The organism is Massilia atriviolacea (genome assembly GCF_003953935.1).
Classification (GTDB): Bacteria; Pseudomonadota; Gammaproteobacteria; order Burkholderiales; family Burkholderiaceae_D; genus Telluria_A; species Telluria_A atriviolacea.
In genome coordinates this window covers 152,223-175,631 of record NZ_RXLQ01000003.1, presented here as the reverse complement: position 1 = coordinate 175,631, position 23,409 = coordinate 152,223, and the positions used below count along the sequence as shown (strand labels likewise).

Below are 23,409 nucleotides of genomic sequence, written 5' to 3'. Positions count from 1 at the left end.
AATGAAAACAAGAACAATCTTGGAGACGCTCGCGCTCGTGGCATTGACTGCGGGACAAGCACAGGCGGCGCCCCTGCCGCTGCAACACAGCATCATCAGCGCGACCTACAACGGGCTTGCCGCCGGCATGCTGGGACTGGACAGCCAGTTCGCCCCGGTTGCGGGGTCGAACGTCACGGCCATCGACCCCCTTGGCAGCGGCGGGGTCGAATTCCTCAGTGCCGACTTCCTGTTCGGCATCGACTTCGCCGACGATGGCGTGATGACGGTCTACAACAATGGACCGGTGCAAACGGGCGCGTACAGCATGCGCTTCGATTTCGGCGCCAGCCTGGCCGCACCGCTGACGCGCTTCGCCCTGATCGACAGCGCCGCCGTGGGCGGCCTGCCGGTCCTGCACCTGATCGACGGCCACACCATCGGCCTCGACCTCTCCGCGCTCGACTGGGGCAGCGGCTTCAGCAGTTTCAGCGCGCGCCTGGACGCGGCGCCCTCACCCGTGCCCGAACCGGCCGGCGCAGCCCTGTTGCTGGCCGGCCTGGCCGCCATCGCCAGCGCGCGCCGCCGCGCCCCCACAGCCTAGTTACCGGAGAATCCCATGAAAGCATCACCTTCCAGGGCCGCTGCCCTCAGCGCGGCCCTGCTGGCGGCGTTCGCCTGCAGCCAGGCCAGCGCCGCCACCGACCCCGCACGCCAGATCGCCCCCGCCGATGGCTGGGCCAGCCAGGCTGGCGGCACCGTCGGCGGCGCCAACGCCGTGCCCGGGCAGATCTACAGCGTGGCCGACCGCGCGCAGCTGCTGGCCGCCCTGCGCAACGGCGGCAACAGCAGCAAGATCATCAAGCTGAGCGGCATGATCGACATGAGCGGCGGCGTGCCCTACGCCAGCAGCGGCGACCAGGCCGCGCGCGGCGCCATCCGCCTCGGCAGCAACACGACCCTGATCGGCGCCGGACCCGGCGCCGGGATCGTCAACGGCCACATCGCCGTGCAGAACGTCGAGCAGGTCATCATCCGCAACCTGAAGATCGTCAATCCCTGCGACGCCGGTCCCATCTGGGACCCGCTCGACGGCGCCAGCGGCAACTGGAACGCGGCCTACGACGCGATCGGCGTATCGAACGCGCACCACGTCTGGATCGACCACAACAGCTTTACCGACACGCCACAGACCGACGACCAGTTGCCCATCGAAAACGGCAAGCCCAAGCAATGCCACGACGGCGCGCTGGACATCACCAACGCCTCCGACTTCGTGACGGTGTCGTACAACCACTTCGGCCAGCACAACAAGAACAACCTGATCGGCGGCGCCGACGGCGCCAGCGGCGATGAAGGCAAGCTGCGCGTCACCTACAGCAACAATGTGTTCGCCGACATTTCGCAACGCGCGCCACGGGTGCGCTTCGGGATGGTCCACCTGTTCAACAACTACCATGCGGGCAGCAAGACGGCGCCGGTCTACCACCACCAGTACAGCGTGGGCGTGGGCAAGAACGCCAAGATCCTGTCGCACAACAACGTCTTCGCCATCGCCGGCGCGAGCCGTTGCGACGACGTGGTCAACGCGCCCGGCGGCGACGGCGGCGCCTACAGGGACCAGGGCTCGCAGCTGAACGGCAGCCCCCTGCAAGGCTGCTCGGTGCCGGCCACGGTGAACTGGAGCGTGCCCTACGCCTTCGCCCCGCGTCCGGTGGCGCTGGTCAAGGCCAACGCCCTGGCGCAATCCGGCGGCGGCAAGCTCGGCACCAGCATCACGGGCAGCGGCGACACCAGCACCGGCACCGTGCCGACCCTGTTCTGCCCGGCCAGCGGCCTGTACTTCTGCGACGACTTCCAGGATGGGTCGAGCGCGCGCTGGAGCCTGCTGCCCCTGCCCGGCGCCAACGGCGCGTTCGCGGTCCAGGCCGATGCCTCGGGCGGCAGCAACAAGGTGCTGCAATACACGGCGGCTGGCACCGGCGGCATCCTGGCGCTGGTCAAGCCGGACGCCTTCAAGGGCGTGCCCTCGGGCGACTATTTTGTCGAAGCGCGCATCCGGCCGCTGAGCAACAGCACCACCGGCAACAAGCAGCTGTACCTGATCACGCGCTACGTCGACCCGGCCAACTGGTACGGCGCCGGACTGAACGTGCAGAACGCCAGCAGCAGCACCCAGGTCGAGATCGCCCGCATGCTCGGCAACAGCCTGAGCAAGATCAAGCAGAGCAAGCGCCCCATCGCCATGGATGCGCAGTTCTACACCGTGCGTGCCGAGATGATCGGCAGCACCCTGACCCTGTATCTCGACGGCGAAAACCTGGGCTCGGTGAGCGACAGCAGCTTTGCCGCGCGCGGCCTGATCGGCCTGTACACAACCAACAAGTCGTTCCAGATCGACGATGTGCGGGTCGGCGACCCCGCGCTCAAGCCGGTGCAGCTGACCCTCGACCCGCATCCGCCGGCGTACACGGCCGAAGCGGGCGACGCGCCCCTCGTCATCAAGGTGGGCGCAAAAAAAGGCGACGGCAGCGCGGACACCTTCACGGTGGAGTCCAGCAAGCCGGGCGTGGTCGGCGTGAGCAGCGACGGCGCCAGCGTCACCCTGACCCCGCTGGCGGCCGGCAGCGCCAGCATCGTCTTCACCAGCGGCGCCGATCCGGCCCTGACGCGCAGCATCGGCGCGACCATCGCGCCCGCCTTCGTGCAGCCGACCCAGACCTACCGCCTCGACGGCGCCAGCTTCCCGCCCGCCGGCGCGGTCGATGAGCCCATCGACAGCCCCCTGCGCCTGAGCTTCGACAATCCGCCGGCCCTGGGCAGCGGCGGCACCATCCGCATCTTCCGCATGAGCGACGATGCGCTGGTCGACGTGATCCGCCCCGCCGACGAGGTGGACGCCATCGGCCACGCCGGCCAGGACCGCGTGCGCCGGGTGCGCTATGCGCCGGTGCAGATCGACGGCAACACGGTGACCATCACGCCGCACAACAACCGCCTTGCCTACGGCAGCGCCTACTACGTGGCGATTGCCGACGGCGTGTTCACGGGCGCCAGCCTGGGCGGCACGCCGTTTCGCGGCATCGGCAAGGCGGCCGGCTGGGGCTTCACGACCAGGGCCGGCGCGCCAGGCAGCGCCAGCCTGAGCGTGGACGACGACGGCCGCGCCGACTTCCGCACCGTGCAGGGCGCGCTCAACCACGCCACGGCCGCCTTCGCCAAGGCCGATCCGGTGACCATCGGCGTGCGTAACGGCAGCTACCGCGAGCTGCTCTACCTGCGCGGCAAGGATAACCTGACCATCCGGGGCGAAAGCCGCGACGGCGTCGTCATCCACTACACGAACTACGACAGCCTCAATCCGGGCACGGGCGCCAGCGAGGCGCCGGGCGCCACCGGTGCGCCGCTCGGGGGCCGCTCGGTGCTGCTGGTGGAAGCGGCCGACATGCTCACCCTCGACCGGCTGACCCTGAAAAACACCACCCTGCGCTCGCCCGCCATCGCGGCCCAGGCCGAAACCATCTACTTCAACAGCGAGGGCCGCCTGACGGCCACCAACGCCGCCTTCCACAGCGAACAGGATACGCTGAACCTGAAGGGCTATGCCTGGTTCTACCGCTCGCTGGTGGCCGGCAACGTCGACTTCATCTGGGGCGGCGCGCGCGCGGCCCTGTTCGAAGAAAGCGACATCCGCAGCGTCGGCGACAGCAGCAGCGCCACCGGCGGCGGCTATGTGCTGCAGGCGCGTGTGCCGAACGCGGCCGACAAAGGCTTCGTTTTCCTCAACAGCAGCCTGACCCGCGGCCCCGGCCCCGGTCCCCTGCATGGCGACGTGCCCAACGGCGCCACCTGGCTCGCGCGCAGCCCCGGCGGCACGGCGAGCTGGGACAATATCGCCTTCATCAACTGCAGGATGGACGCGCACGTGGCCCCGGCCGGCTGGGCCGGCCTGGGCGTGAACGGCCAGCCGGCGCCCAACCCGGTGCAGCCGGGCGCGCTGTCGGGCTGGCGCGAGTTCGGCACAACGGACTTGCAGGGCGCACCGCTGAACCTGGCGGCGCGGGTCGGCGGCTACCTGCTGAGCGAGGACGAGGTGGCGGCCGGGTTTGCCGATCGTGCCAAAGTCTTTTCCGCGTGGAACAATGGCCTCGGCTGGAATCCATAGGACGCATGGGAAGCGCCGCGTCAAGCGGCGTTACTCCCATCCAACAGTAGAGAAATACTAATAGGAATCAAGATCGTAAAGACATGCTAAGCTTTAAGGGATGCAATGCATGAGCGAATCCGCTCGCGCTGGGGTGTTTTCCCGAAAGAGTCGACATGAAGATTCGGTCCTTCCTCGCATTGATGATCGTGGCGGCGCTGGCGCCGGTGATTCTGTTTTCGACCGTTCCGCTGAGCCGCCTGATCCAGGCCGAGCGCGACGCCGCCGTGCTGTCCATGAAACTGGCGGCGCGCGCCACCTCGATTGCCGTCGACGGCCAATGGCACCAGGCGATCGGCCTGATTCGCGGACTGAGCAGTTCGAACAAGCTGGAATCCGGACAGATCGCCCAGTTCAATATCAAGGCGCGCACCATGGCCGGCAACGAAGGCGCCTGGATCGAGCTGTTCGACGACAGCGGCCAGGTGCTGGTCGACACCTCCCGCCCCCTCGGCGAGCCCCTGCCCGATACGCGCGCCAGGGAACGCGCCCGCGTCGAGCGCATGCTCTCGAGCGCGGCGTATGCCATTTCCGACCTTCAGCCCGGCAAATTGCCCGACACCTGGGTGGTCGAGGTCGACTATCCCGTGTTCCTCGACAGCGGCGTGCGCTATGTGCTCGGTTACGGCTTCGACGTCGACGACCTGCTGCGCGCCCTGCCCGCGCCCGACGCCGAGGGCACCACCTACACCGTGTACGACCGCAAGGGACGCCTGCTGGCCAGCAACGGCAAGCACGCCGCCGTGGGCAGCCTGGCGCCGCCGGCGCTGCTGGTCGCGATCCGCCTGCGCGAGAACGGCCTGGTCGCCACGCCGGACGGGCGCTATGCGATGCTGACCGTGTCCACCGTGTCGGGCTGGTGGGTGGCCATGTCGGCCCCGCGCGCGGCCATCGACGGCACCGCGCGGCGCACGGTGCTGTATTCGGTCTCCGGGCTGCTGATCGCCCTGCTGCTGGCCGGCGCCGCCGCTTTGCTGTTCAGCGCGCGCGTGACGCACGCGATCGCCCGCACCGGCGAGGCGGCGCGCGCGATGGTGGGCGGGCCGACCCGGCTGCCGCTGTATTCGGGCATCACCGAAGTCGACCGGCTCGACCAGAATGTGTACCTGGGCGCCCACCTGCTGGCGAGCGCCTCGGCCGAGCGCGAACGCCTGCTGTCCGAAGCGCAGCAGGCGCGCGAAATCGCCGAGGGCCAGAACCGCTCCAAGGATGAATTCCTGGCCATGCTCGGGCACGAACTGCGCAACCCGATGGCGCCGATCAGCACCGCCGCGCACCTGCTGAAGATGCCGAACATCTCGCCCGAGCAGATGCGCCAGGCCGGCGACATCATCTCGCGCCAGGTCGACCACATGAACCATCTGGTGAACGACTTGCTCGATGTGTCGCGCGTGACGCGCGGTCTGATCACGCTGGAGAAGAAACCGGTGTCGCTGCGCGCCATCCTGGCCGCCGCCGTCGAGCAGACCATGGGCGCCATGCACAAGGGCGCTCACCATTTCGACACCGTGTGCGGCGAAGAAGACTACTGGGTGCGCGGCGACGCCACCCGCCTGATCCAGGTGCTGACCAACCTGCTGGTCAACGCCGCCAAGTACTCGCCGCCGCAATCGTCGATCCGGGTGACCCTGGCGCGCGACGGAGAACGCATCAGCGTCGAGGTCAGCGACAACGGCAACGGCATCGAACCGGAACTGCTGCCGCGCGTGTTCGAACTGTTTTCGCAGGGACGGCGGACGCCCGACCGGGCCACCGGCGGGCTGGGCCTGGGCCTGGCGCTGGTGCGCAAACTGGTGGAGCTGCACGGCGGCAGCGTGATGGCCTACAGCGAGGGCGCGGGCCAGGGCAGCCGGTTTACCATCGAACTGCCGGCGGCGGACATGCGCGCCGCCGACGTGGCCGATGAAGCCTTGCGGGCGAGCGCCGGGGTGGCATGAAGCGCTGCGGTCTGTATCAGGAAAAGCTGTCTCCTCTCCTCTACACCAAAGCCGCCCCGCCTTACGCTGACGCCTATGCCAGGTTCGCGCAAGTGGCCAATACCATGCTAGGCAAGCTGTCTTGACAAATTCGTCGTTCGACGACATGCCGCCCACTCATCCCCTATGCCGACTTGCGCTTCAGCACCGCTGCCGGTTCATCCCAACGCCGGAACTGGTTACGGATGTCGACAGCGCCTGCCGGATCAGGCAAGAGAACGATGGTGGTGGGTATGTTCTTCGATTCCAGCTCAATATGTTTCGACGCTTTGTGCGCTTCCGACCGTCTCGATCTCGCCTGACATCACGTTGACCAGGTATGCGTTCACCCCGACGTAGCAACGCTCGAAACGTCCATGCAACACATCGTCCTCGCTGTTGACCCGTACGATCCAGTAGTCTCCGTCGCCTGACAATTCGCAGGAAATGAGCGCGAATTTCTCGTACTGTGGCGAGAGCGGATCGCCTTCGGAGTGGCGCAGAATCATTGACTGGGCCGCTTCGGCACTGATCATTCTTCGTCCATCCGCGCTAGTCCGTCGAAAAGCGGCCCCTTCAGAACGGAACGGCGCACTGTCGCCGATTGTCTGCCTTGCTGTAGCAGCACCGAATTCTTGCGGGCGAGATTGGCGCTCCCCAATCGCGCCGCCACGTACACGGCCAGCGGCGCGTCCGGCGTCTTGCGCCAGGAGCGGCGGCCGCGTCTGGCGACAGCCGTATCGGCGTCCGGATCGCGCGCGGCGGCGCCCGTTGCCAACGCCTCCGCATGGCGCAGGGCACGGTTGGCCATCGCCTTTCGCAAAGCGATCGCCTTATGCGCCTTGCTGCGCGCTTCAGCCAATGTGTTGCGTCCATCCTTGGCGTAACTGAGCTCCTTTTTACGCCGTGGCGTCATGCGCGATTTCATCGTATGTGGGTCTCCTGAATCGCCCAGCTTACCACGGCCGCTCAGCGCACCAGGCGAGGCCGCTTGTTGTCGAAACGCCTAAGCCGAATCGGATACTGCAAGGCCCGCGCATCGTCCGCGCGAGGGGTGGCGCCCGGTTCCAGCGCCAAGGTCACGATCATCTCGCGCAGATGCTCGAACACCTGCACGGTCGCGTTCCTTGACCGCCTCGCGGGCGCAAGCTACCTGACGGGGCGATTGTGGCGTTTCCGCACGCTCAGCTGCAAGCTTGCCCTGCGTCATACCCGGCGCTGATACTTCGCAGTACCGTTGCTTAAAGAGATGTTGCGGTGAAACAATCAGGGGGACATCCATGTCTTACATCGGCCACCCGATCGAAGCGCACACAAGCGGGTTCACGCAGGCACACGACCTGGTGCAGCGGATTTTGAACGCCCTGTCCGCGCCGCGTGCGCCGGCGCCGCAGCCGGCCAGCGCGCCCGACTGCATCGCCTTCCAGGCCGCGATGCAAGCCCACAACCTGCCCTGCCCGCGCGTCGCCGCCCTGTTCAACAGCGCCTGCGCGATGGCTGGCGTGCGCGCGCTGCACAGCGCCGCCGAAGCGCGCCGCTACCTGCGCGACGGCGCGGTCTATCCGCTGCTGTTCGTCCCGGTGAGCGAGGACGGCGGTGCCGAGACGTTTTCGGCGATCGCTTACGAGAAAAACGCCGATGCCGCGGTGCTCGGCAACGGCGCGCCGATCGCGCTGAGCGATGTGGTGCGCCTGCTGGAGCTGCCCTGCGCGCGCGGCTATCTGCTGCAAGAACTGCCGTCGCCGCACCGCCTGGGCGGTTTGCGCGTGACGGTGGCAATGTCCGCGCACGGCCCGCACATTGTGCACGCCGCGTGGAAGCTGGCCGGCGCCGACGACGACATTGCGCTCCCGTTATGGAAAGCGAGCAGCCGCCTGGTACTGGCCGGCGCCGCGCTGTTCCCGTTCATCGAGCGGCAGCACTGGGACATCGCCCTGAGCGCGCGCGGCCCGCTGGCGATGGGAATGCGCGCGCAGCCCGCCCAGGCGCTTTAAAACGCGGCGCCGATCCAGACGCCGCCCAGCGCGATGACCGCGCCGACGCCGCGCAGCCATGCCTGCTGCTGGCGCAGTACCGCGCCAGCCAGCATGCCGCCGGCCAGCAGCACCGCGCTCGACGCCAGGATGCCCATGAAGTACATGCCGGCGCTGCCCACGTGCGGCATTTCGGCGCCATGCGCCAGGCCGTGAACGACGGCGAACGAACCGACCATCAATGCGCCCAGCGCCGGCATCAGCTTGATCTTGAAGGCGATCGACAGGCCAAGCACCAGCACCGAAGCGATGATCGCGCTTTCCAGCGCGGCGATGCCCATGCCGGCCATGCCCATCATGCCGCCGGCGGCCAGCAAGGCGATGAAGCTCATTGGCAGCAGCGCCCGCGCGCGCCCGCCCAGTTGCGCCGCCCAGATGCCGACGGCGACGGCGGCCAGCATGTGGTCCAGGCCGGAAAACGGATGCGCCAGGCCGGCCAGCAGGCCGCCGTCATGGCCGGGATGGGCCAGCGCCGCGCCGCAGTAGAACAGTGGCGCCAGCGCCAGGGTACGGATGAATGTCGATTTCATGTGAAGCTCCAGGATAGAAAATGAATAAAGAATTTAGCGCCAGGCGGTTCCGGTCAGTTCCGACAGCACCGCCGCCACGCGCGTGCGGCTGGCGTGATAACCGATGATGACCAGTTCCGAACGGCGCGCCGCCGGCCGCACCGCGTCGACGCTGATCATCACGCGCGAGCGCACGCCCTGCACCAGCACTGCCTGATCGGTCTCGCTGGTGCGAATGAATCCCTTGCTGCGCAAGACCGGCTCCAGGCGCACCGCTTCCTGCAAGGCGTGGCGCACCTTGTCCGCGCTCTGCGGCGCATCGCTGCGCAGCACGAACGACAGCCAGCCCGGGTCCTGCTCGTGAAAATGCTTGTGCGTGGCCAGCCCGTGCGAATGCGCAGCGAGCCCCGAATGCGCATGCCCGTTCAGGCGCCCCTGCTCGGCCAGCACGCCGGTGTTCGGGCCGGGCATGGTCGCCAGCGGCGTGTAGCTGTGCGTATGCTCGGTACGGGTCGGCTGGTGCAGGCGCAGGCCGAGCGCGAGGCGGATGTCGAGTTGCGCCTTGTGCGCCAGCTCCAGGAAGCGCACCTTGGGCGCGCGCTCGCGCACCCGCGTTTCCGCCAGCAGCAGCGCGTCGTCGTCCAGCTCATCGATCTTGTTGAGCACCACCACGTCGGCAAATTCGAGCTGCTGGCCGAACACCGTGGCCGCCGCATCGCTGCCGCCGCCAGGTTCGAACTGGTCCGACAGCAGCAGCGGCGTATCCACCACCGCCAGGGTGGCGTCGAGGATGAAGTCCTCGGCCAGTTCGGCGCTTTGCAGCATCTCCATGATCGCCGTCGGCAGCGCCAGGCCGGACGTTTCGATCAGCACGTGGTCGACGTTCGCGCGGCGCGCGGCAATCGCCCGCATGGTCGGCAAGAACAGTTCGTCGTCGCCATACGCGATCAGCCCATACGGAAAATCGTGGACCCGCACCTGGTCGTCAAGCCCTGCCTCGCCGCGCACCAGCGCGCCGTCGATGGAGATTTCGCCGAACTCGTTGATCAACAACGCCAGGCGCCGGCTCTGGCGCTTTTCGATCAGGCTGCGCAGCAGGGTCGTCTTGCCCGAGCCGAGGAAGCCGGTCACGATGGTGACGGGAATCGGCTGCTTCATGCCAGCTCCAGTGCCGCCAGTTGCGCGATCAGGTCGTCGGCGCTGTTGCACATGGCCGGGTAGTCGACCTGCGGACGGCGCACCACCAGCAGCGGGATGCCGAGTTCCCTGGCCGCCGCCACCTTGGCCGCGTAGCCGCCGGCGTCGCCCGAATCCTTGGTCACCACGCAGTCGATCTGCCAGTCGCGCCACAGGGCGATGTTGAACTCCTTCGAGAACGGCCCCTGCATCGCGCAGATGCGCTCGCGCGGCACGCCCAGCGCCACCGCGCGCTCGATGAATTCCGGTTCGGCCGTCAGGCGCGCGAACCATTGCCGGTCGCCGGCGCCGTCGGCATGCAAAAACGCCGCCAGGTCTTTCGACCCGGTGGACAGGAAGATGCGCTGCCCGGTCGCGATGGCGCGTTCGGCCGCGTCCTGCGGCGACGCGCACAGGGTACCGCCGTCCGCACTGAAACTGCTTGGGCGCTCGTAGCGCAGGTAAGGAATGTCCAACTCGCGCGACAGGCCGATCAACTGTTCCGACATGCTGGTCGCATAGGGATGGGTGGCGTCCACCAGCACCCTGGCGCCGCTGGCGACCAGCGCCTGGCGCCGCGCCTCGATGCCCTGGCGTCCGGCCCAGACGGTGGCGCCGGGGCAGGCCTTGAGCGCCACATCGCCGCCATGGTCGGTCGCCGCCGACACCACCACGGGACGCGCCTGGCCGGCCGCCAGCCGGGCCGCCAGCGCATTGCCGTCGCTGGTGCCGGAGAAGACCCACACGCCGCCATCGGGCAGTTCCTGGCGCTGCGGCAGCGTGCTGTCGGCCTTGGCGTCCCAGTCGTTGTAGCCGCGCGGAGTAAAGATCTGCCCGCGCTTGCGCTGCGTGAAGCGGTTGCCGACCACGATGGTGGTGAGCATGTCGAACTGCAGCGACGGCAGTTCGTCGAGCCGGTGGATGCTTACTTCCTGCCCCGGGCGGTAAGCGTTCTTCACCACGCCGCACAGGGTGTGCGGGGCTTTCGATTCGAGCATCAGCTGCAGCACGCGGTACACGCCCTGCTGGCGGCTGGCGCTCTGCACGTTGTACATCACGCAGGCCAGGTCGGCCTTGGCGATGTGGCGCGCGCGGTGCTCGATCCATTCCCATGGGCACAGCAGGTCCGACAAACTCAGTGTGGCAAAGTCGTGCGACAGCGGGGAGCCGAGCAGCGACGCGCAGGCGTTGGCCGAGGTGATCCCGGGGATCAGGTTGACCTGATAGGTATCAGTCTCGCTCATTTCTTCATACGCCAGCGCGGCCATCGCGTAGATGCCGATGTCGCCGCTGGAGATGAGGGCCACGCGCGCTCCGCCACGGGCCTTGTCGATGGCCATCAGGGCGCGCTCGCGCTCCTGCGTCAGCGGCGGCGTGTGGATTTCCTTGCCCTCGACATGCGGCATAATCCAGCGCAAATACAGTTCGTACGCCACGATCACGTCGCTGTCCCTCAGCGCCGCAATCGCGCGCGGCGCGATCAGGTCCTCGTAACCGGGACCGACCGACACCAGATTCAATACACCACTCATCAGATCTCCATCCATTTATCTTCCACTACCGCGACGGCCACGCCGTCCAGGCACGTTTTCGGCACCACGAGCGCGCCGCGCGGACTGGCAACCAGCGCGCACGGCTCGCAGACGCCATCCAATCCCACATTGCTGCGCACCCAGTCCGACGGCACGCTCACCCACGGACGCGCCGCCAGGGTCGCGCGCGCAAACACGCGCAGCGGCAGCTCGTGGCGGCTGCAAAATTCCAGCAGGCCGGGTTCATTCGCTTTCAGGTCCACGGTGGCGATCTCGCGCACGTCTTCCATGCGGCGCTGGCCGAGCGCATGGCGCACCGCCGCCTCGATCCGCTGCGCCGGCACGCCCTTGCGGCAGCCGATGCCGACCACCAGCGGCTTCAAGGCCTCGGTGGCGGTGGTCACGACCGGCGTTGCGCCGACCGACCGCGCGACTGTGTAAGCCAGCGCATTGGCGCCGCCCTCGTGACCGGCCAGCAGCGACACGGCAAAGCGCCCCGCTTCGTCCAGCACCACGACCGCCGGGTCGGTGTGCTTGTCCAGCGCCAAACCGTCGATAAAGCGCACCGCGATGCCGGTCGCGCCGATCACGATCCACTGCGCATGGCGGCGGTAGCACTCGGCAAACTGCGCCTTGTGGCTGACGCCTTCGCGCAGCCACGGGCGATACACTTCGGCGCCCAGCGCCGCTTGCAGCACCGCCGCCAGCTCCTCGCCATGCGCGCGCACCAGCCAGATGGCCGGCGCCGCGTTCACGACGCGGCCTCCGTCCTGTTCTTCTTGACAACCCTGAACAGGTGCGTGAAGTCCTTCGAATACAGGCTCGATTCGACCGCGACATCCTTGTCGAGCGCGGCGCCGACCAGCATCATCGTGGTCAGGTTCCATTCGCCGCGCCTGGTGTCTTCCAGTACGGTGCCGAGCGTGCCCTGGTAGATTTTCTGTTCCGGCCAGGTGGCGCGGTACACGAGGCGCACCGGCGTCTCCTGCGGATAGTGCAGCGAGAGGTCGCCGACGATCTTTTTAAGGTGCGGTCCGGACAGGAAGATGCACATGGTGGCGCGGTGTTCGGCCAGGCGCGCGATCGATTCGAGTTCCGGCACGGCCGAGGCGCGGCCCGAAACGCGCGTCAGGATCACGCTCTGCGACACTTCGGGCTTGGTCAGCTCGGCGCTGATGGCCGCCGCCGCGGCGGTGAACGAGGACACGCCGGGCACGACTTCATAGGCGATGCCCAGCGCGTCGAGGCGGCGCATCTGTTCGGCGGTGGCGCCGTAGATGGCCGGGTCGCCCGAGTGCAGGCGCACCACGTCGATATCCTTCTCCTTCGCGCGCACGTAGCAGGCCTGCTGCTGCTCCAGATCGAGCTTGGCGGTGTCGATGATCTCGGCGTCGAGGCGGCAGTGGGTCAGCATCTCGGTCGGCACCAGCGAACCGGCGTACAGCACCATGTCGACGCTGCCCAGCAGGCGCGCACCGCGCAGGGTGATCAAATCGGCGGCGCCGGGGCCCGCTCCAACGAAGTACACTTTCATCTTATCTCTCCTGCCGTGGTTGACGGCGCACCAGCAAGGTGGCCAGGTAGCCCATGGCGTCGTTGGCGACAAGGTCGCCGACGCCCGAGGCCAGCAATTCGCCGGGCAGGCCGATGCGGCGGGCAAAGGCGCAATGCTCGGCAATCCCCATCTCGCGCAGCAGGTCGAGCACCCAGCCGAGGCGCGCGCCGACCTTCATCAGCACCACGATGTCGTGCGTGAGGATGTCGTTGCGCAGTTCTTCCGGCGTCTCGGGGCATGGCAGAATCAGCACGCGCTCCTTGCCCTCCCCCAGCGGCCACGCCAGCGCCGACGCGGCGGCGGCATAGCTGGTAATGCCCGGGAAGGTGCGCTGCGGCAGGTCCGGAATGCGCGCGCGCAGGGCCGCCAGCACGTAGCCGTAGGTGGAATAGGTGAGCGAATCGCCGATGGTCAGGTAAGCCACGTCGCGCCCCGCGCGCAGCTCCAGCGCGATGGCGTCGGCCAGCTGCGCGTAATGCTCGCTCAGGACCGAACGGTCCGGGTCCATATTGAATTCGATCTCGCGCAGCCTGGCGGGGTCGATGTCGATCCCGGCCAGGCACTGGAGCGCGACCGACAGTTCGGCGCCACGCGCGCGCGGCGCGTAAATCAGGTCGGCGCGGCGCAATGCGTCCAGCGCCGCCAGCGGCAGGTAGCCGGCCGGGCCGGGGCCGACGCCGATCCCCCAGAGGGTGCCGGTGCTCATGCGTCCACCCCCAGCGCGTTGCCGGCCAGGTCGAACAGGCGTACTTCGAGGCGCTTCACGGACGGCACGCGCGCATGCGCGAGCGCGCCGATGCGGTGCTCGATCTCGACCCACACCGCCCTGGCGAAGGACTCACTCTTTAAACGTTCCATTGCTGCTTCCACTGTGTTTGCATTTTCCATATCCAGTACCAGTTGCGCATCGCCGCCCATTTCTTGCACCACGCGCGCCACGCCCGCCATGGCCATATTGCTCTTGCTCGAATGCGTGTCCCAAAACCCGTCCAGCACCTTGGCCAGCTTGCCCGGGTGGCCGGCGAGCCACAGCACATCGAGGCTGCGCTCCGCTTCCCGCAGCGCCTTTTCGGTAAAGTCCAGCGCGTCGCCGAGGAAGTTCGCGATCTGCACCGAGCGTTCGTCCGGCAGCCCGAGGACGCCGCTGGCGAACTCGCGCCCGATCTTGCCGGGCAGGTAAGCGACGCTCTCCGTACTCGCCGCCAGCGCCACCCGCACATACACTTCAACCGACGCGATCCAGGTCGACAGCGACATCGGCTCGACGATGCCCGAGGTGCCGAGTATCGAGATCCCGCCGACGATGCCCAGGCGCGGATTGAAGGTCTTGCGCGCGATGACGTCCCCGTTCTCGCAGCCGATGGTCAGGTCGAAGCCGCTGTCGGGCGGCTCCGCCATGGCGTCGTCCAGCATTTCCTCGACCGCGCGCCGCATCATCTGGCGCGGCACCGGATTAATCGCCGGCTCGCCCACCGCCACCCGAAGGCCGGGACGCGTCGCCGTGCCCACGCCACGTCCGGCAAAAAAACGCAGCGCGCGCGCATCGTTGCGCCGTACCTCGGCAAAGATGGTGGCGCCGTGGGTGTTGTCCGGATCGTCGCCACCATCTTTCAACACCTCGGCCCGTGCTGCGCCGTCATCGGTCCAATCCACCATCTGGATCGGCACTTCCAGAAAATGCACGCCATCGGGCAGGCTGACCCTGACGGCCTCGCAGCGCTGGCCGTGCAGCAGCAGCCCGAGTGCGGCCTTGACCGCCGCCGTGGCGCAACTGCCTGTCGTGCGGCCGCGCCGCAAGCCATTTAATGCGGGGATGGCAAGGTCGAACCGGACCCGTTCAAGGGGCTTCATACCCTGCAAGCTGATTGAGCGCGTCAATCATCAGGCCATTGACCACGCTTGCCGCCCAGGGCGACCCGCCGCGCGTGCCGCTGTTGGTAATGCGTGGCACCTGCAGGCAGCGCCGCAATTCGTCCTTGGTTTCGCGCGTGCCGACAAAGCCGACCGGCAGGCCGATCACGAGCTGCGGGCGCCAGCCATGGTCGCGGATCAGGCGCACCGCTTCGGCAATCGCCGTCGGCGCGTCGCCGATCGACAGCACCACGTCGTTGCCGAATTTTTGCCAGCCGCGCCGAATGCCGGCGGCCGAACGCGTAATCCCTTCGGCCGCCGACATCAGGTGCGTTTCGCGGTCATGCACGCCGCACCAGGTATCGACACCGAGTGTTTCGAGCAGTTGGCGCTTGAGGCCCGTCTGCACCATGGTCACATCGGTCAGCACGCGCTTGCAGCGCAGCAGCGCCAGGATGCCGCTTTCGACCGCGCCCGGCGAAAAGTACATATCGTCCACCGCGCCGAAGTCGCCGCTGGTGTGCACCAGCCGTTGCAGGATCGTCAGGTGCGAGGCCGGGAAGCCCGACCAGTCGCGCCCTGCGGCGATGATCTGGAAGCTTTCCGCCTCGATCGGGTGCGGCTCGTACGGCGCATACGCCGGCGCGGCGGCCGCCTCCGGCGCTTGCGCCAGCAGGCCGCGTACCGCCAGGTGGTGCGCACGCTGCGGCTCGCCTACCTGCTGCTCGAAGCCGACGATCTGCACGCGGTATTTGCACAGGGAGCAGTTCATGGCCGCGCGTCCGGCCACGGCCTCGCGGGCGCGTTCGATCATCACATCCGCCACATGCGGATGCACGCCGAAGTAGCCGGCCTTGAGCACTTCCAGCCCCGGCTCGCGCTCGCGCAGGTCGTCGGCGGCCGCATAGATACGCTTGACCAGCACGCCGTCGAACAAAAAGAACGGCAGCACCACCAGGCGCTCGTAGCCCATGCGGGCGGCGGCGCGCAGGCCGTCGGCCACCAGCGGCGTCGCCGTACCCGAATAGCATACGTACACGCCGCCGAAGCCCATGCCCTCTTCCAGCATGCGCGCCAGCTTGGCCACCTCGCCATTCGCATCCGGGTCCGTGGTGCCGCGTCCGACCAGCACCAGGCAGGTATCGGAACGGCGCACCGTCAGCGGCGACGTGGCCTCCGCTTCGACGATGCGCTCCTGGGCCAGTTGCAGCAGCTTCGGGTGCAGGTTCATCGGCGCGCCGAAATGGAAATCGATCTCCGGATAATCGCGCGCCATGGCCTGCACTTCGGCCGGCATGTCGTTCTTGGCGTGGCGGGCGGCCAGCAGCACGCCCGGCACCACCGCCACCTGGCGCGTGCCCGCAGCCAGGTTGGCCTGCACCGCTTGCGCGATGGTCGGGCTGGAGAACTCCAGGTAGCCATGCGTGACCACGTCGTCCGGTGCGCGCGCGCGCACCAGTTCGACCAGCGCCTCGAATTCGCGCACGGCGTCGGGATCGCGGCTGCCGTGGCCCGCGACGACGATGCCGAGTTTTTCTTGTCGGGTCATGGTACCGGCGCCGCCTCGATCTGGCTGGCCATCGGCGCGAGCGTACGAATCAGCATGATGCTCATGTCGGAACAGGTATGGCTGGCGCATTCCAGCAGGCTGCCATGCCATTCGGCTTCGCCACGGGTCAGGTTCTCCCAGACTTCGACCGGATGATCGGGCGAGATGCCGTTTTCCAGCAGGTAGGCCGCGATATGCCAAGGCATGAACGAGCGCGCCGCGTCCCATGGGCACGGGATCACGATCGCGTTGCGCTGGTCCTGCAGCACGTGCACCAGGTGGCGCTTGAAGGGATCGAGGTCGCCACGGCGGTGGAAGGTGATGAAGGTGGTCTCGTCGAAGCACACCTTGGCGCGCGACGCGAGGATCTGGGCCGACGAAATGCCGGGCAGCGATTCGACCGGGTGGCCGCAGGCGCGTTCGACCCGTTCCAGGTACTGGAAGCCGCTGAAGTGAATGTCGCCCATGAAGACGACCACGCAGCGTTTGCCGGCGTGGTGCAGGCGCGCCACTTCGTCGAGCTGCGCAACCTGGTCGCGGTAGGCCATGCCGATGACCTGCGCGTCGGCCGGTATCAGGCTCTGGACCACGTTCAGTACCGCGTCGAAACCGGCGACGACGTCGGCCTCGCGAATGAGTTGCGCGCCGCGCTGCGTCAGGTAGCCGACGTCGCCGGGTCCCGCGCCTATGCAAATAATCATGTAAAACTGCTCCTCGATTCTGTGTTGTCAGGTGGGCGCAAGGCGCGCGCGGATCGTCAGCGCCAGGTTATCGGCCGACAGCTGCTCCAGCGTCAGGCATTCGGCGCCCAGGGTTTGCGCCAGTTGCGCGGCGCGTCCGAGGCGCAGGTAGCCGCTCTCGGTGTCGAGCACCAGCGCCGGCACGCCCCGTTCGGCCAGCTGGCCGGCCAGCTCCAGCGATTCGCGCCAGGCGTCGCCATCGGCCGCCAGCGGCACATTGGCCTTGCCGTCGGTGAGCAGCACCATCAGCGCCGGGGCGCGATGGGCCGATTTGTCCAGCGTGTCCAGCGCCAGGTGCAGCGCGTGCGGCAAAGGCGTGCGCCCGCCGGTCGGCAGCTCGGACAAGCCCTGTTCCGCGCGCTCCACGCTGCCCGTCGGCGCCAGCAGCAACTGCGCCGACTGGCCCCGGAAGGCAATCACGGCTACCGTATCGCGCCGCTGGTAGGCGTCGGTCAGCAGGGCCAGCACGGCGCCCTTGACCGCCTCCATGCGGCGCTGCGCGGCCATGGAGCCGGAGGCGTCCACCACGAACAGGATCAGGTTGGCGCTTTTGCCGACCCGGATCTGCTGGTGCAGGTCGGCCCGCGTGACCTGCACGTGGCCCGGCTCGCGCATGGCGGCGCTCAGCAAGGTTGCGCCGATGGCGATGCTGGTCGGCTGTTCGTCGGGCACGGCCCGCACCACGCGGCCGCGCGAGGCGCCCATCGCTTCGCTGCGGCGCCCTGCGCTGCTGCTGCCTGCGGTCGATTCGACCACGATGCGGGGCGCGGCGGCGCTGGGGGCGGCCGCGAACACCTGCTCCTCACCTTGCTGCTCGGGCGGCGTCTGTTCGCCATCTTCGGATGCGCCGGCGTCGTCCTGCGCCGGCGGCGGCGGCGACGCTTCGCGCATCAATTCATCCAGGCGGTCGCGATCCAGGCCAGGTTGTTCGAACGGTTTGCGGCGGCGCCGGTGCGGCAGTACCAGTTCGGCGGCGGCGCGCAGGTCGGCCGGCGTGACGTGCAGGCGCCCGTCCAGCGCCGCCAGGGCGCGCGATGCCTTGTGCATGACGATGTCCGCACGCAGGCTGGCGACGTCGAACTCGCAGCACAGGTGGCTGATCAGGTCGAGCATGGCGTCGTCCAGCGTCACCTGCGGCAGCAGGCGCTGGGCCTCGGCCAGCTGGCGGTGCAAGGCTTGCTGCTGTTCGTCCCACGCCGCACTGAAGGCCGCCGGATCGGCTTCGAAGGCGATCCGGCGGCGCACGACCTCCGAACGCACCGTCTTCTCGCGCGGCGCCGCCACTTCGACCATCAGGGCGAAGCGGTCCAGCAGTTGCGGGCGCAGGTCGCCCTCTTCCAGGTTCATCGTGCCGACCAGCGTAAAACGCGCCGGGTGGCGGATCGACAGGCCTTCGCGCTGGACCGAATTGACGCCCATGGCCGCCACGTCGAGCAGCACGTCGACCAGGTGATCGGCCAGCAGGTTGACTTCATCGATATAGAGTACGCCACGGTGCGCCGCCGCCAGCAAGCCTGGCTGGAACACGCGCTGGCCTCCCTGCAGGGCACGCGCAAGATCGACGCTGCCGATCACGCGGTCTTCGGTCGCGCCCAATGGCAGCGTCACGAAAGGAACCGGCGCCTGGCGCGGCGTGCCGCTGGCGCAGGCGTCGCAGTGTTCGGACACCGCACCGGCGCCGCAGTTGAAGGCGCAGCCGGCCACGGTGTCGATCTGCGGCAGGACGTCGGCCAGCGCGCGCGCCGCCGTGCTCTTGGCCGTGCCCTTGTCGCCACGAATCAGCACACCGCCCATGCTCGGATCGACTGCGCACAGCATCAGCGCGCGCTGCAACTGCGCCTGGCCGACGATGGCCGAAAACGGGAAGTTCATGATCTTATCCATTGCGCGCCGTTTCACCGCGTGCTTCGAGCAGGGTTTCGCTATCGAGATACAGTTCGCGCAGCCTTGCCAGCGTTTCCGGGCGCGGTTCGGCCCACATGCCACGGCTGGCCGCTTCCAGCAGGCGCTCGGCAATCGCGTTCTGCGCCCACGGGTTGGCCTCTTCCAGGAAGCGCTGCATGTCCTCGTCGAAGCCGTAGGCCTGGGCCACGTCTTCGTACATCCAGTCGTCCATCACGTGGGCTGTGGCGTCGTAGCCGAACAGGTAGTCGACGGTGGCGGTCAGTTCCAGCCCGCCCTTGTAGCCGTGGCGCTGTATGCTGGCCAGCCATTTGGGATTGACCACGCGCGAGCGGAACACGCGCAGGGTTTCTTCCTTGAGGTCGCGCACCTGCGCGCGCGCCGGGTCGTGGCTGTCGCCGAAATAGTGGCGCGGCTGCTGGCCGGTCAGGGCGCGGATGGTGGCGATCATCCCGCCGTGAAATTGCAGGTAGTCGTCGCTGTCGAAGATGTCGTGTTCGCGGTTGTCCTGGTTGTGCAGGGCGACCTGCACGCCGGACAGGCGCACCTTGAAGGCGTCGCGCTGGTCCGCGCCCTGTTCGCCGCGCGCGTAGGCATAGCCGCCCCAGTTGACGTAGGCTTCGGCAAAATCGGTGTCGGCTTCCCAGTTCTTGTGCTGGATCAGCGGCAGGATGCCGGCGCCGTAGCTGCCCGGCTTGGCGCCGAACACGCGGTACGATGCGCGCCGCGCGCCCTCGTCAGGACTCAGTCCCTGTTCGATCCAGCCTCCCAGTTCGGCCAGGTAGTGCTTGCGCACGAAGTTGTGCGTGAGCGGTTCGTCAAGGGCGATGACGGTGTTGACCGCGTCGTCGATCAGGTCGATCAGCTGCGGGAACGCGTCGCGGAAAAAGCCGCTGATGCGTGTCGTGACGTCGATGCGCGGGCGTTTCAGTTCGTCCAGCGGGATCACTTCCACCCCGCTCACCTGGCGGCTTTCGGCGCGCCACACCGGGCGCACGCCGAGCAGCGCCAGGATCTGGGCCACGTCGTCGCCGTGGGTGCGCATCGCGCTGGTGCCCCAGATGCTGATGGCGACGCTCTCGGGATACTCACCGGTTTCGCGCTCGTGCCGCGTCAGTACTTCGTGCGCCAGTTGCAGGCCGACGCGCCAGGCCGATTGCGACGGCACGCTGCGCGGGTCGACCGAATAGAAATTGCGCCCGGTCGGCAGGATGTGCGCCATGCCGCGCGTTGGCGAGCCGCTCGGGCCGGCCGGTACGTAGGCGCCGGACAGGCCGTCGATCAGGTTGTCGATTTCGTCGGTGGCGCGCGCCAGGTTCGGCACCAGCTGGCTGCACGCGAAAGCGAGCACCGTGCGCAGTGCGTCGAAGCGATTCGATGCCGGCGCGGCGGGAGCGGGAGCGGCTGCGGCGACTGGCGCGCGCGCCGCTACCGGACGCGCTTTGCCCATCTGCGACAGCACATTGGTCTTTGCGCGCAGCGCTGGTTGCAGCAGGGGCGCGGCCGATGCCGCGGCGTCGATGTCGGCGAAGACCAGCCCGATCACGTCGCCGATGGCGTCTTGGCGGTAATCGCGCGAGGCCAGCTCGGTAAACAGGCGCAGGCACAGCGCGTCGATGGCGTCCAGCGCGTCGGAGCGCGTGACCACCGCGCACTGCGCCAGGCGCGCCAGCGCGGGCGCCGCGTTGATGCGGCGGCCCTTCTGGTCGAGCAGCAGGTCCATGGTGAGGCCGAACAGCTTTGCCACTTCGGCCTGCAGGCCCGGAATATCCAGGTTGGGCAGGCGCGTGAGCGAGACCAGCATGGCCGGCATCTGCTGCGCATCGGGACCGCCGCCGAGGATGTGCAGGCCGTCGCGAATCTGGGCCGAACCGAGTTCGCACAGATAGCCGTCCAGGTCTTCGATCAGGTGGGCCACGTCGGAGCCGCCCATCGACGCCAGCGCGGCCGGCAGTTCGCCGTCTTCCTCGTGATGGTGATGATGATCGTGGTCGTGGTCATGGTCATGGTCGTGACCATGATGGTGGTGATGGCCATGCCCATGGTCGTGGTCGTGGTCGTGGTCGTGGCCATGGTCATGGTCGTGGTGCAGCAGGCGCGCCTGCAGGTCGGCATTCAGGTTGGTCTGCTTGACCAGGTCCCAGATCTGCTGCTGCAACAGCGGCAGTTTGGCCGGGTCCAGCACCTCGACCTGGTAATACTCGTCGACCAGCTGCGTCAATTGCGCCAGCGCGCCGTAGGTATCGGCGGTGGTCATCGGCGGCGTCAGGTGGTCGACCACGACCGAGTGCGCGCGGCGCTTGGCCTGCGAGCCTTCGCCCGGATCGTTGATGATGAACGGGTAGAACAGCGGCAGGTCGCCCAGCAGCGCATCCGGGAAGCAGTCCTGCGACAGGCCCACGCCTTTACCGGGCAGCCATTCCATGGTGCCGTGCTTGCCGACGTGGACGATGGCGTCCGCGCGCCACACGTCGCGCAGCCAGCGGTACAGCGCATAGTAGTGGTGGGTCGGCGGCAGGTCGCTCTGGTGATAGATCGCATCCGGGTCCATGCCATAGCCGCGCGGCGGTTGCAGCGCGACGAAGGTATTGCCCAATTCGATGCCGGCCAGCGCCAGGTGGCCGTCGCACACGTAGGCTTCGCCAGGTGCGGCGCCCCACTGGGTGCTCATTTTTTCCTGCATGTCGGGCGTGAGCTCGGCGAACCACTGCGCGTACAGCGCGGCCGGCACGCGCCCGGCGGCATTGCGCAACTGCTCGGTGGTCACGTAAATCTGGTCGTACGAACAGCGCGCCACCAGCTCGTGGATCAGCGTCGTGCCGTCGGCGGGCGGCTGGCCGACGTCGTAGCCGGCGGCGCGCATGGCTTCCAGGATGCGCATCAGCGAGGCCGGCGCGTCCAGCCCGACCGCATTGCCGATCTGCGCGGCCTTGCTGCTCGAGTTGGTGAACATGAAGGCCACGCGCTTTTCGGCGTTCGGCACGTGCTTGAGGCGTGCGAAGCGCGCGGCGATGCCGGCCACGCGCGCCACGCGGTCAGGCACCGGTTCGTATTCGACCGCGTCGCCCTGCAAACCGGCGGCGCGCGACTTGAACGAGACCGGCGCGGTGATGATGCGCCCGTCGAATTCCGGCAGCACCACGTTCATGGCGGTATCGAGCGGATTGAGGCCGCGCGCGGACTGCTCCCACTGCGCCAGGGTCATGCCGCTGGTGATCGCCTGGAGCACCGGCACGTCGAGCGTTTCCAGCACCCCGACCGACCAGCCGGCCGGCGTGGGGCCGCCAGGCGTGATCTCGCCCATCGCGAACGAGGTTGTATTGATCAGTACATCGATATGCACGCCGCGCGCATCGCTGAAGTAGCGCAGTGCGTCAGGCAAAGCGCCACTGCCGCCGGCTCCTGCGCCGCTGCGCAGCGAGGACGTGAACACCGGCAGCACATTCATGCCGCGCTTTTCCAGCGCGTCGAGCAGCGCGTCGATGAAGCGCGTGTTCCCGCTCATCCAGTGTGCGCGATAGAACACGATGCCCGCACTCGGCGCGCCGGCCTTGCGCAGCGCCAGCCAGTCGTCGATGCCGGCGCCCTGCGCCAGGTCGGGATGATAGATGCCGTGTTCCGGCAAAGGCAGCGCGCTTTCGAAGCCGAAGCCGGTCAGCAGCAGGTGGTCGGACAGGTAGCGCAGCAGCTGCGCCAGGTTGCCGCTGCCGCCGCAATGGAAGTAATTGAGCGTCTGTTGCAGCACGTCGGGAGCGACGGTCGATACCGCGGCCAGTTCGGGATCGGGCTCGCCGGTGCCGCTGATCGCGATCAGGTGCTGGCCGGTGCGGCGCGCGTGGCTGACCAGGTCCGCAAAACCGGGAACGCTGCCGAGCCGTCCCAGCACACGCAGGATGATGATGCGCGCGCCCTGCACCTCGCGCGAGAGCAGCGCCGTTGCGCCGCCATCGAGGTCGAGTCCCTGCAGGCTCACGCCAGCCACCGCGCCGAACTCCGGCGGCAGCTGGCTCACCGCGTGATGCAGTACCGTCAGGTCGTTCGATGCATGGGTAAGCAGCGCGATGGGCGCCGGGCCTTGAGGAAAATCAGCTGTCATTGTCTGCCACGAGTGTGTCGCCTTCGCCGATGCGATGGAAAATCAGGTCGGTCACTTCTTCGCCGCCGATCAGGTGTTCGCTGACGATGCGGCAAGCCGCCGCTTCGTCCACGCGCCGGTACCACACGCCTTCCGGATACACGACCACGATCGGCCCTTCATTGCGGCAGGCGACCATGCAGTGGGTGCGCGTGCGTTTGACGCACAGGTCCGGGTGCGCGTCGATTTCGCGCCCCATGTGCTCGAACACGGCCTGCGCCTGCACGCCGTTTTCGGTGCAGCGCGGGCCGACGCACATGAACACGTGCCGGTCGTGAGTGCGCATCGG

At 67.9% G+C, this 23,409-nt stretch carries 19 protein-coding genes; 4 read left to right on the top strand and 15 right to left on the bottom strand.

The genetic code is table 11. The features are described from left to right. Positions 1-19: 19 nt before the first annotated feature. The 3 genes from EJB06_RS06060 to EJB06_RS06050 all read left to right on the top strand — a co-directional run bounded on the left by EJB06_RS06060 (position 20) and on the right by EJB06_RS06050 (position 6,120). Positions 20-583, top strand: a complete 564-nt coding sequence (locus EJB06_RS06060) for a PEP-CTERM sorting domain-containing protein (protein WP_164557841.1) — start codon at positions 20-22, stop codon at positions 581-583. Between the two features lie 15 nt (positions 584-598). Further along, positions 599-4,144 (top strand): pectinesterase family protein, encoded by a 3,546-nt coding sequence (locus EJB06_RS06055; protein WP_126073122.1) that lies wholly within the window; start codon positions 599-601, stop codon positions 4,142-4,144. Between the two features lie 155 nt (positions 4,145-4,299). Continuing rightward, positions 4,300-6,120, top strand: coding sequence for a sensor histidine kinase (locus EJB06_RS06050; RefSeq protein ID WP_126073121.1), 1,821 nt, complete (start codon positions 4,300-4,302; stop codon positions 6,118-6,120). A gap of 290 nt (positions 6,121-6,410) precedes the next feature. On the opposite strand, the gene EJB06_RS06045 is transcribed toward EJB06_RS06050, so the two are convergent. The 3 genes from EJB06_RS06045 to EJB06_RS31745 are packed head-to-tail and all read right to left on the bottom strand — an operon-like array spanning position 6,411 to position 7,254. Continuing rightward, positions 6,411-6,674 carry a hypothetical protein gene (locus tag EJB06_RS06045; RefSeq protein WP_126073120.1) on the bottom strand — a complete coding sequence of 88 codons (264 nt, stop codon included), beginning with the start codon at positions 6,672-6,674 and terminating at the stop codon, positions 6,411-6,413. After that, entirely contained in the window at positions 6,671-7,066 is a 396-nt protein-coding gene (locus EJB06_RS06040; RefSeq protein WP_126073119.1) for a hypothetical protein, read from the bottom strand. Before EJB06_RS06040 ends, EJB06_RS06045 begins: the two co-directional genes overlap by 4 nt. A gap of 41 nt (positions 7,067-7,107) precedes the next feature. Then, positions 7,108-7,254, bottom strand: coding sequence for a hypothetical protein (locus tag EJB06_RS31745; RefSeq protein WP_164557824.1), 147 nt, complete (start codon positions 7,252-7,254; stop codon positions 7,108-7,110). Positions 7,255-7,418: 164 nt separating this feature from the next. Here EJB06_RS31745 and EJB06_RS06035 point away from each other — a divergent pair, with 164 nt between their 5' ends. Further along, positions 7,419-8,132, top strand: a complete 714-nt coding sequence (locus EJB06_RS06035) for a hypothetical protein (protein ID WP_126073118.1) — start codon at positions 7,419-7,421, stop codon at positions 8,130-8,132. On the opposite strand, the gene EJB06_RS06030 is transcribed toward EJB06_RS06035, so the two are convergent. Genes EJB06_RS06030 through EJB06_RS05975 form a run of 12 tightly spaced genes read right to left on the bottom strand, consistent with a single transcriptional unit; the run spans position 8,129 to position 23,406 of the window. Further along, positions 8,129-8,701, bottom strand: a complete 573-nt coding sequence (locus tag EJB06_RS06030) for a HupE/UreJ family protein (RefSeq protein WP_126073117.1) — start codon at positions 8,699-8,701, stop codon at positions 8,129-8,131. The two genes, EJB06_RS06035 and EJB06_RS06030, sit on opposite strands and share 4 nt — an antisense overlap. A 33-nt stretch (positions 8,702-8,734) precedes the next feature. Beyond that, entirely contained in the window at positions 8,735-9,838 is a 1,104-nt protein-coding gene (locus EJB06_RS06025; protein ID WP_126073116.1) for a CobW family GTP-binding protein, read from the bottom strand. Next, a complete protein-coding gene (gene cobJ, locus EJB06_RS06020; RefSeq protein ID WP_126073115.1) occupies positions 9,835-11,388 on the bottom strand; it encodes a precorrin-3B C(17)-methyltransferase in 1,554 nt (517 codons plus the stop codon). The genes EJB06_RS06025 and cobJ overlap by 4 nt, the downstream gene beginning before the upstream one ends. Continuing rightward, the gene (locus EJB06_RS06015) at positions 11,388-12,143 is read right to left on the bottom strand and encodes a cobalamin biosynthesis protein (RefSeq protein ID WP_126073114.1); all 756 of its coding nucleotides are present in this window, start codon (positions 12,141-12,143) and stop codon (positions 11,388-11,390) included. Before EJB06_RS06015 ends, cobJ begins: the two co-directional genes overlap by 1 nt. Next, the gene (gene cobM / locus EJB06_RS06010; protein WP_126073113.1) at positions 12,140-12,922 is read right to left on the bottom strand and encodes a precorrin-4 C(11)-methyltransferase; all 783 of its coding nucleotides are present in this window, start codon (positions 12,920-12,922) and stop codon (positions 12,140-12,142) included. Before cobM ends, EJB06_RS06015 begins: the two co-directional genes overlap by 4 nt. A gap of 1 nt (position 12,923) precedes the next feature. Further along, positions 12,924-13,649 (bottom strand): precorrin-2 C(20)-methyltransferase, encoded by a 726-nt coding sequence (gene cobI / locus EJB06_RS06005; RefSeq protein ID WP_126073112.1) that lies wholly within the window; start codon positions 13,647-13,649, stop codon positions 12,924-12,926. After that, complete coding sequence (gene cbiD, locus EJB06_RS06000) at positions 13,646-14,794, bottom strand: cobalt-precorrin-5B (C(1))-methyltransferase CbiD (RefSeq protein WP_126073111.1); 1,149 nt, start codon at positions 14,792-14,794, stop codon at positions 13,646-13,648. Before cbiD ends, cobI begins: the two co-directional genes overlap by 4 nt. Beyond that, entirely contained in the window at positions 14,781-16,343 is a 1,563-nt protein-coding gene (locus EJB06_RS05995) for a precorrin-8X methylmutase (protein ID WP_126073110.1), read from the bottom strand. The genes cbiD and EJB06_RS05995 overlap by 14 nt, the downstream gene beginning before the upstream one ends. Further along, positions 16,340-17,044: a cobalt-precorrin-7 (C(5))-methyltransferase gene (locus EJB06_RS05990; RefSeq protein ID WP_126073109.1), complete on the bottom strand. Its 705-nt coding sequence runs from the start codon at positions 17,042-17,044 to the stop codon at positions 16,340-16,342. The genes EJB06_RS05995 and EJB06_RS05990 overlap by 4 nt, the downstream gene beginning before the upstream one ends. Positions 17,045-17,071: 27 nt before the next feature. Beyond that, complete coding sequence (locus EJB06_RS05985; RefSeq protein ID WP_126073108.1) at positions 17,072-18,955, bottom strand: magnesium chelatase subunit D family protein; 1,884 nt, start codon at positions 18,953-18,955, stop codon at positions 17,072-17,074. Between the two features lie 4 nt (positions 18,956-18,959). Further along, on the bottom strand, positions 18,960-23,081 hold the full coding sequence (locus EJB06_RS05980; protein ID WP_126073107.1) for a cobaltochelatase subunit CobN: 4,122 nt from the start codon (positions 23,079-23,081) through the stop codon (positions 18,960-18,962). Beyond that, positions 23,071-23,406, bottom strand: a complete 336-nt coding sequence (locus tag EJB06_RS05975; RefSeq protein WP_126073106.1) for a (2Fe-2S) ferredoxin domain-containing protein — start codon at positions 23,404-23,406, stop codon at positions 23,071-23,073. Before EJB06_RS05975 ends, EJB06_RS05980 begins: the two co-directional genes overlap by 11 nt. Positions 23,407-23,409: the final 3 nt, after the last annotated feature.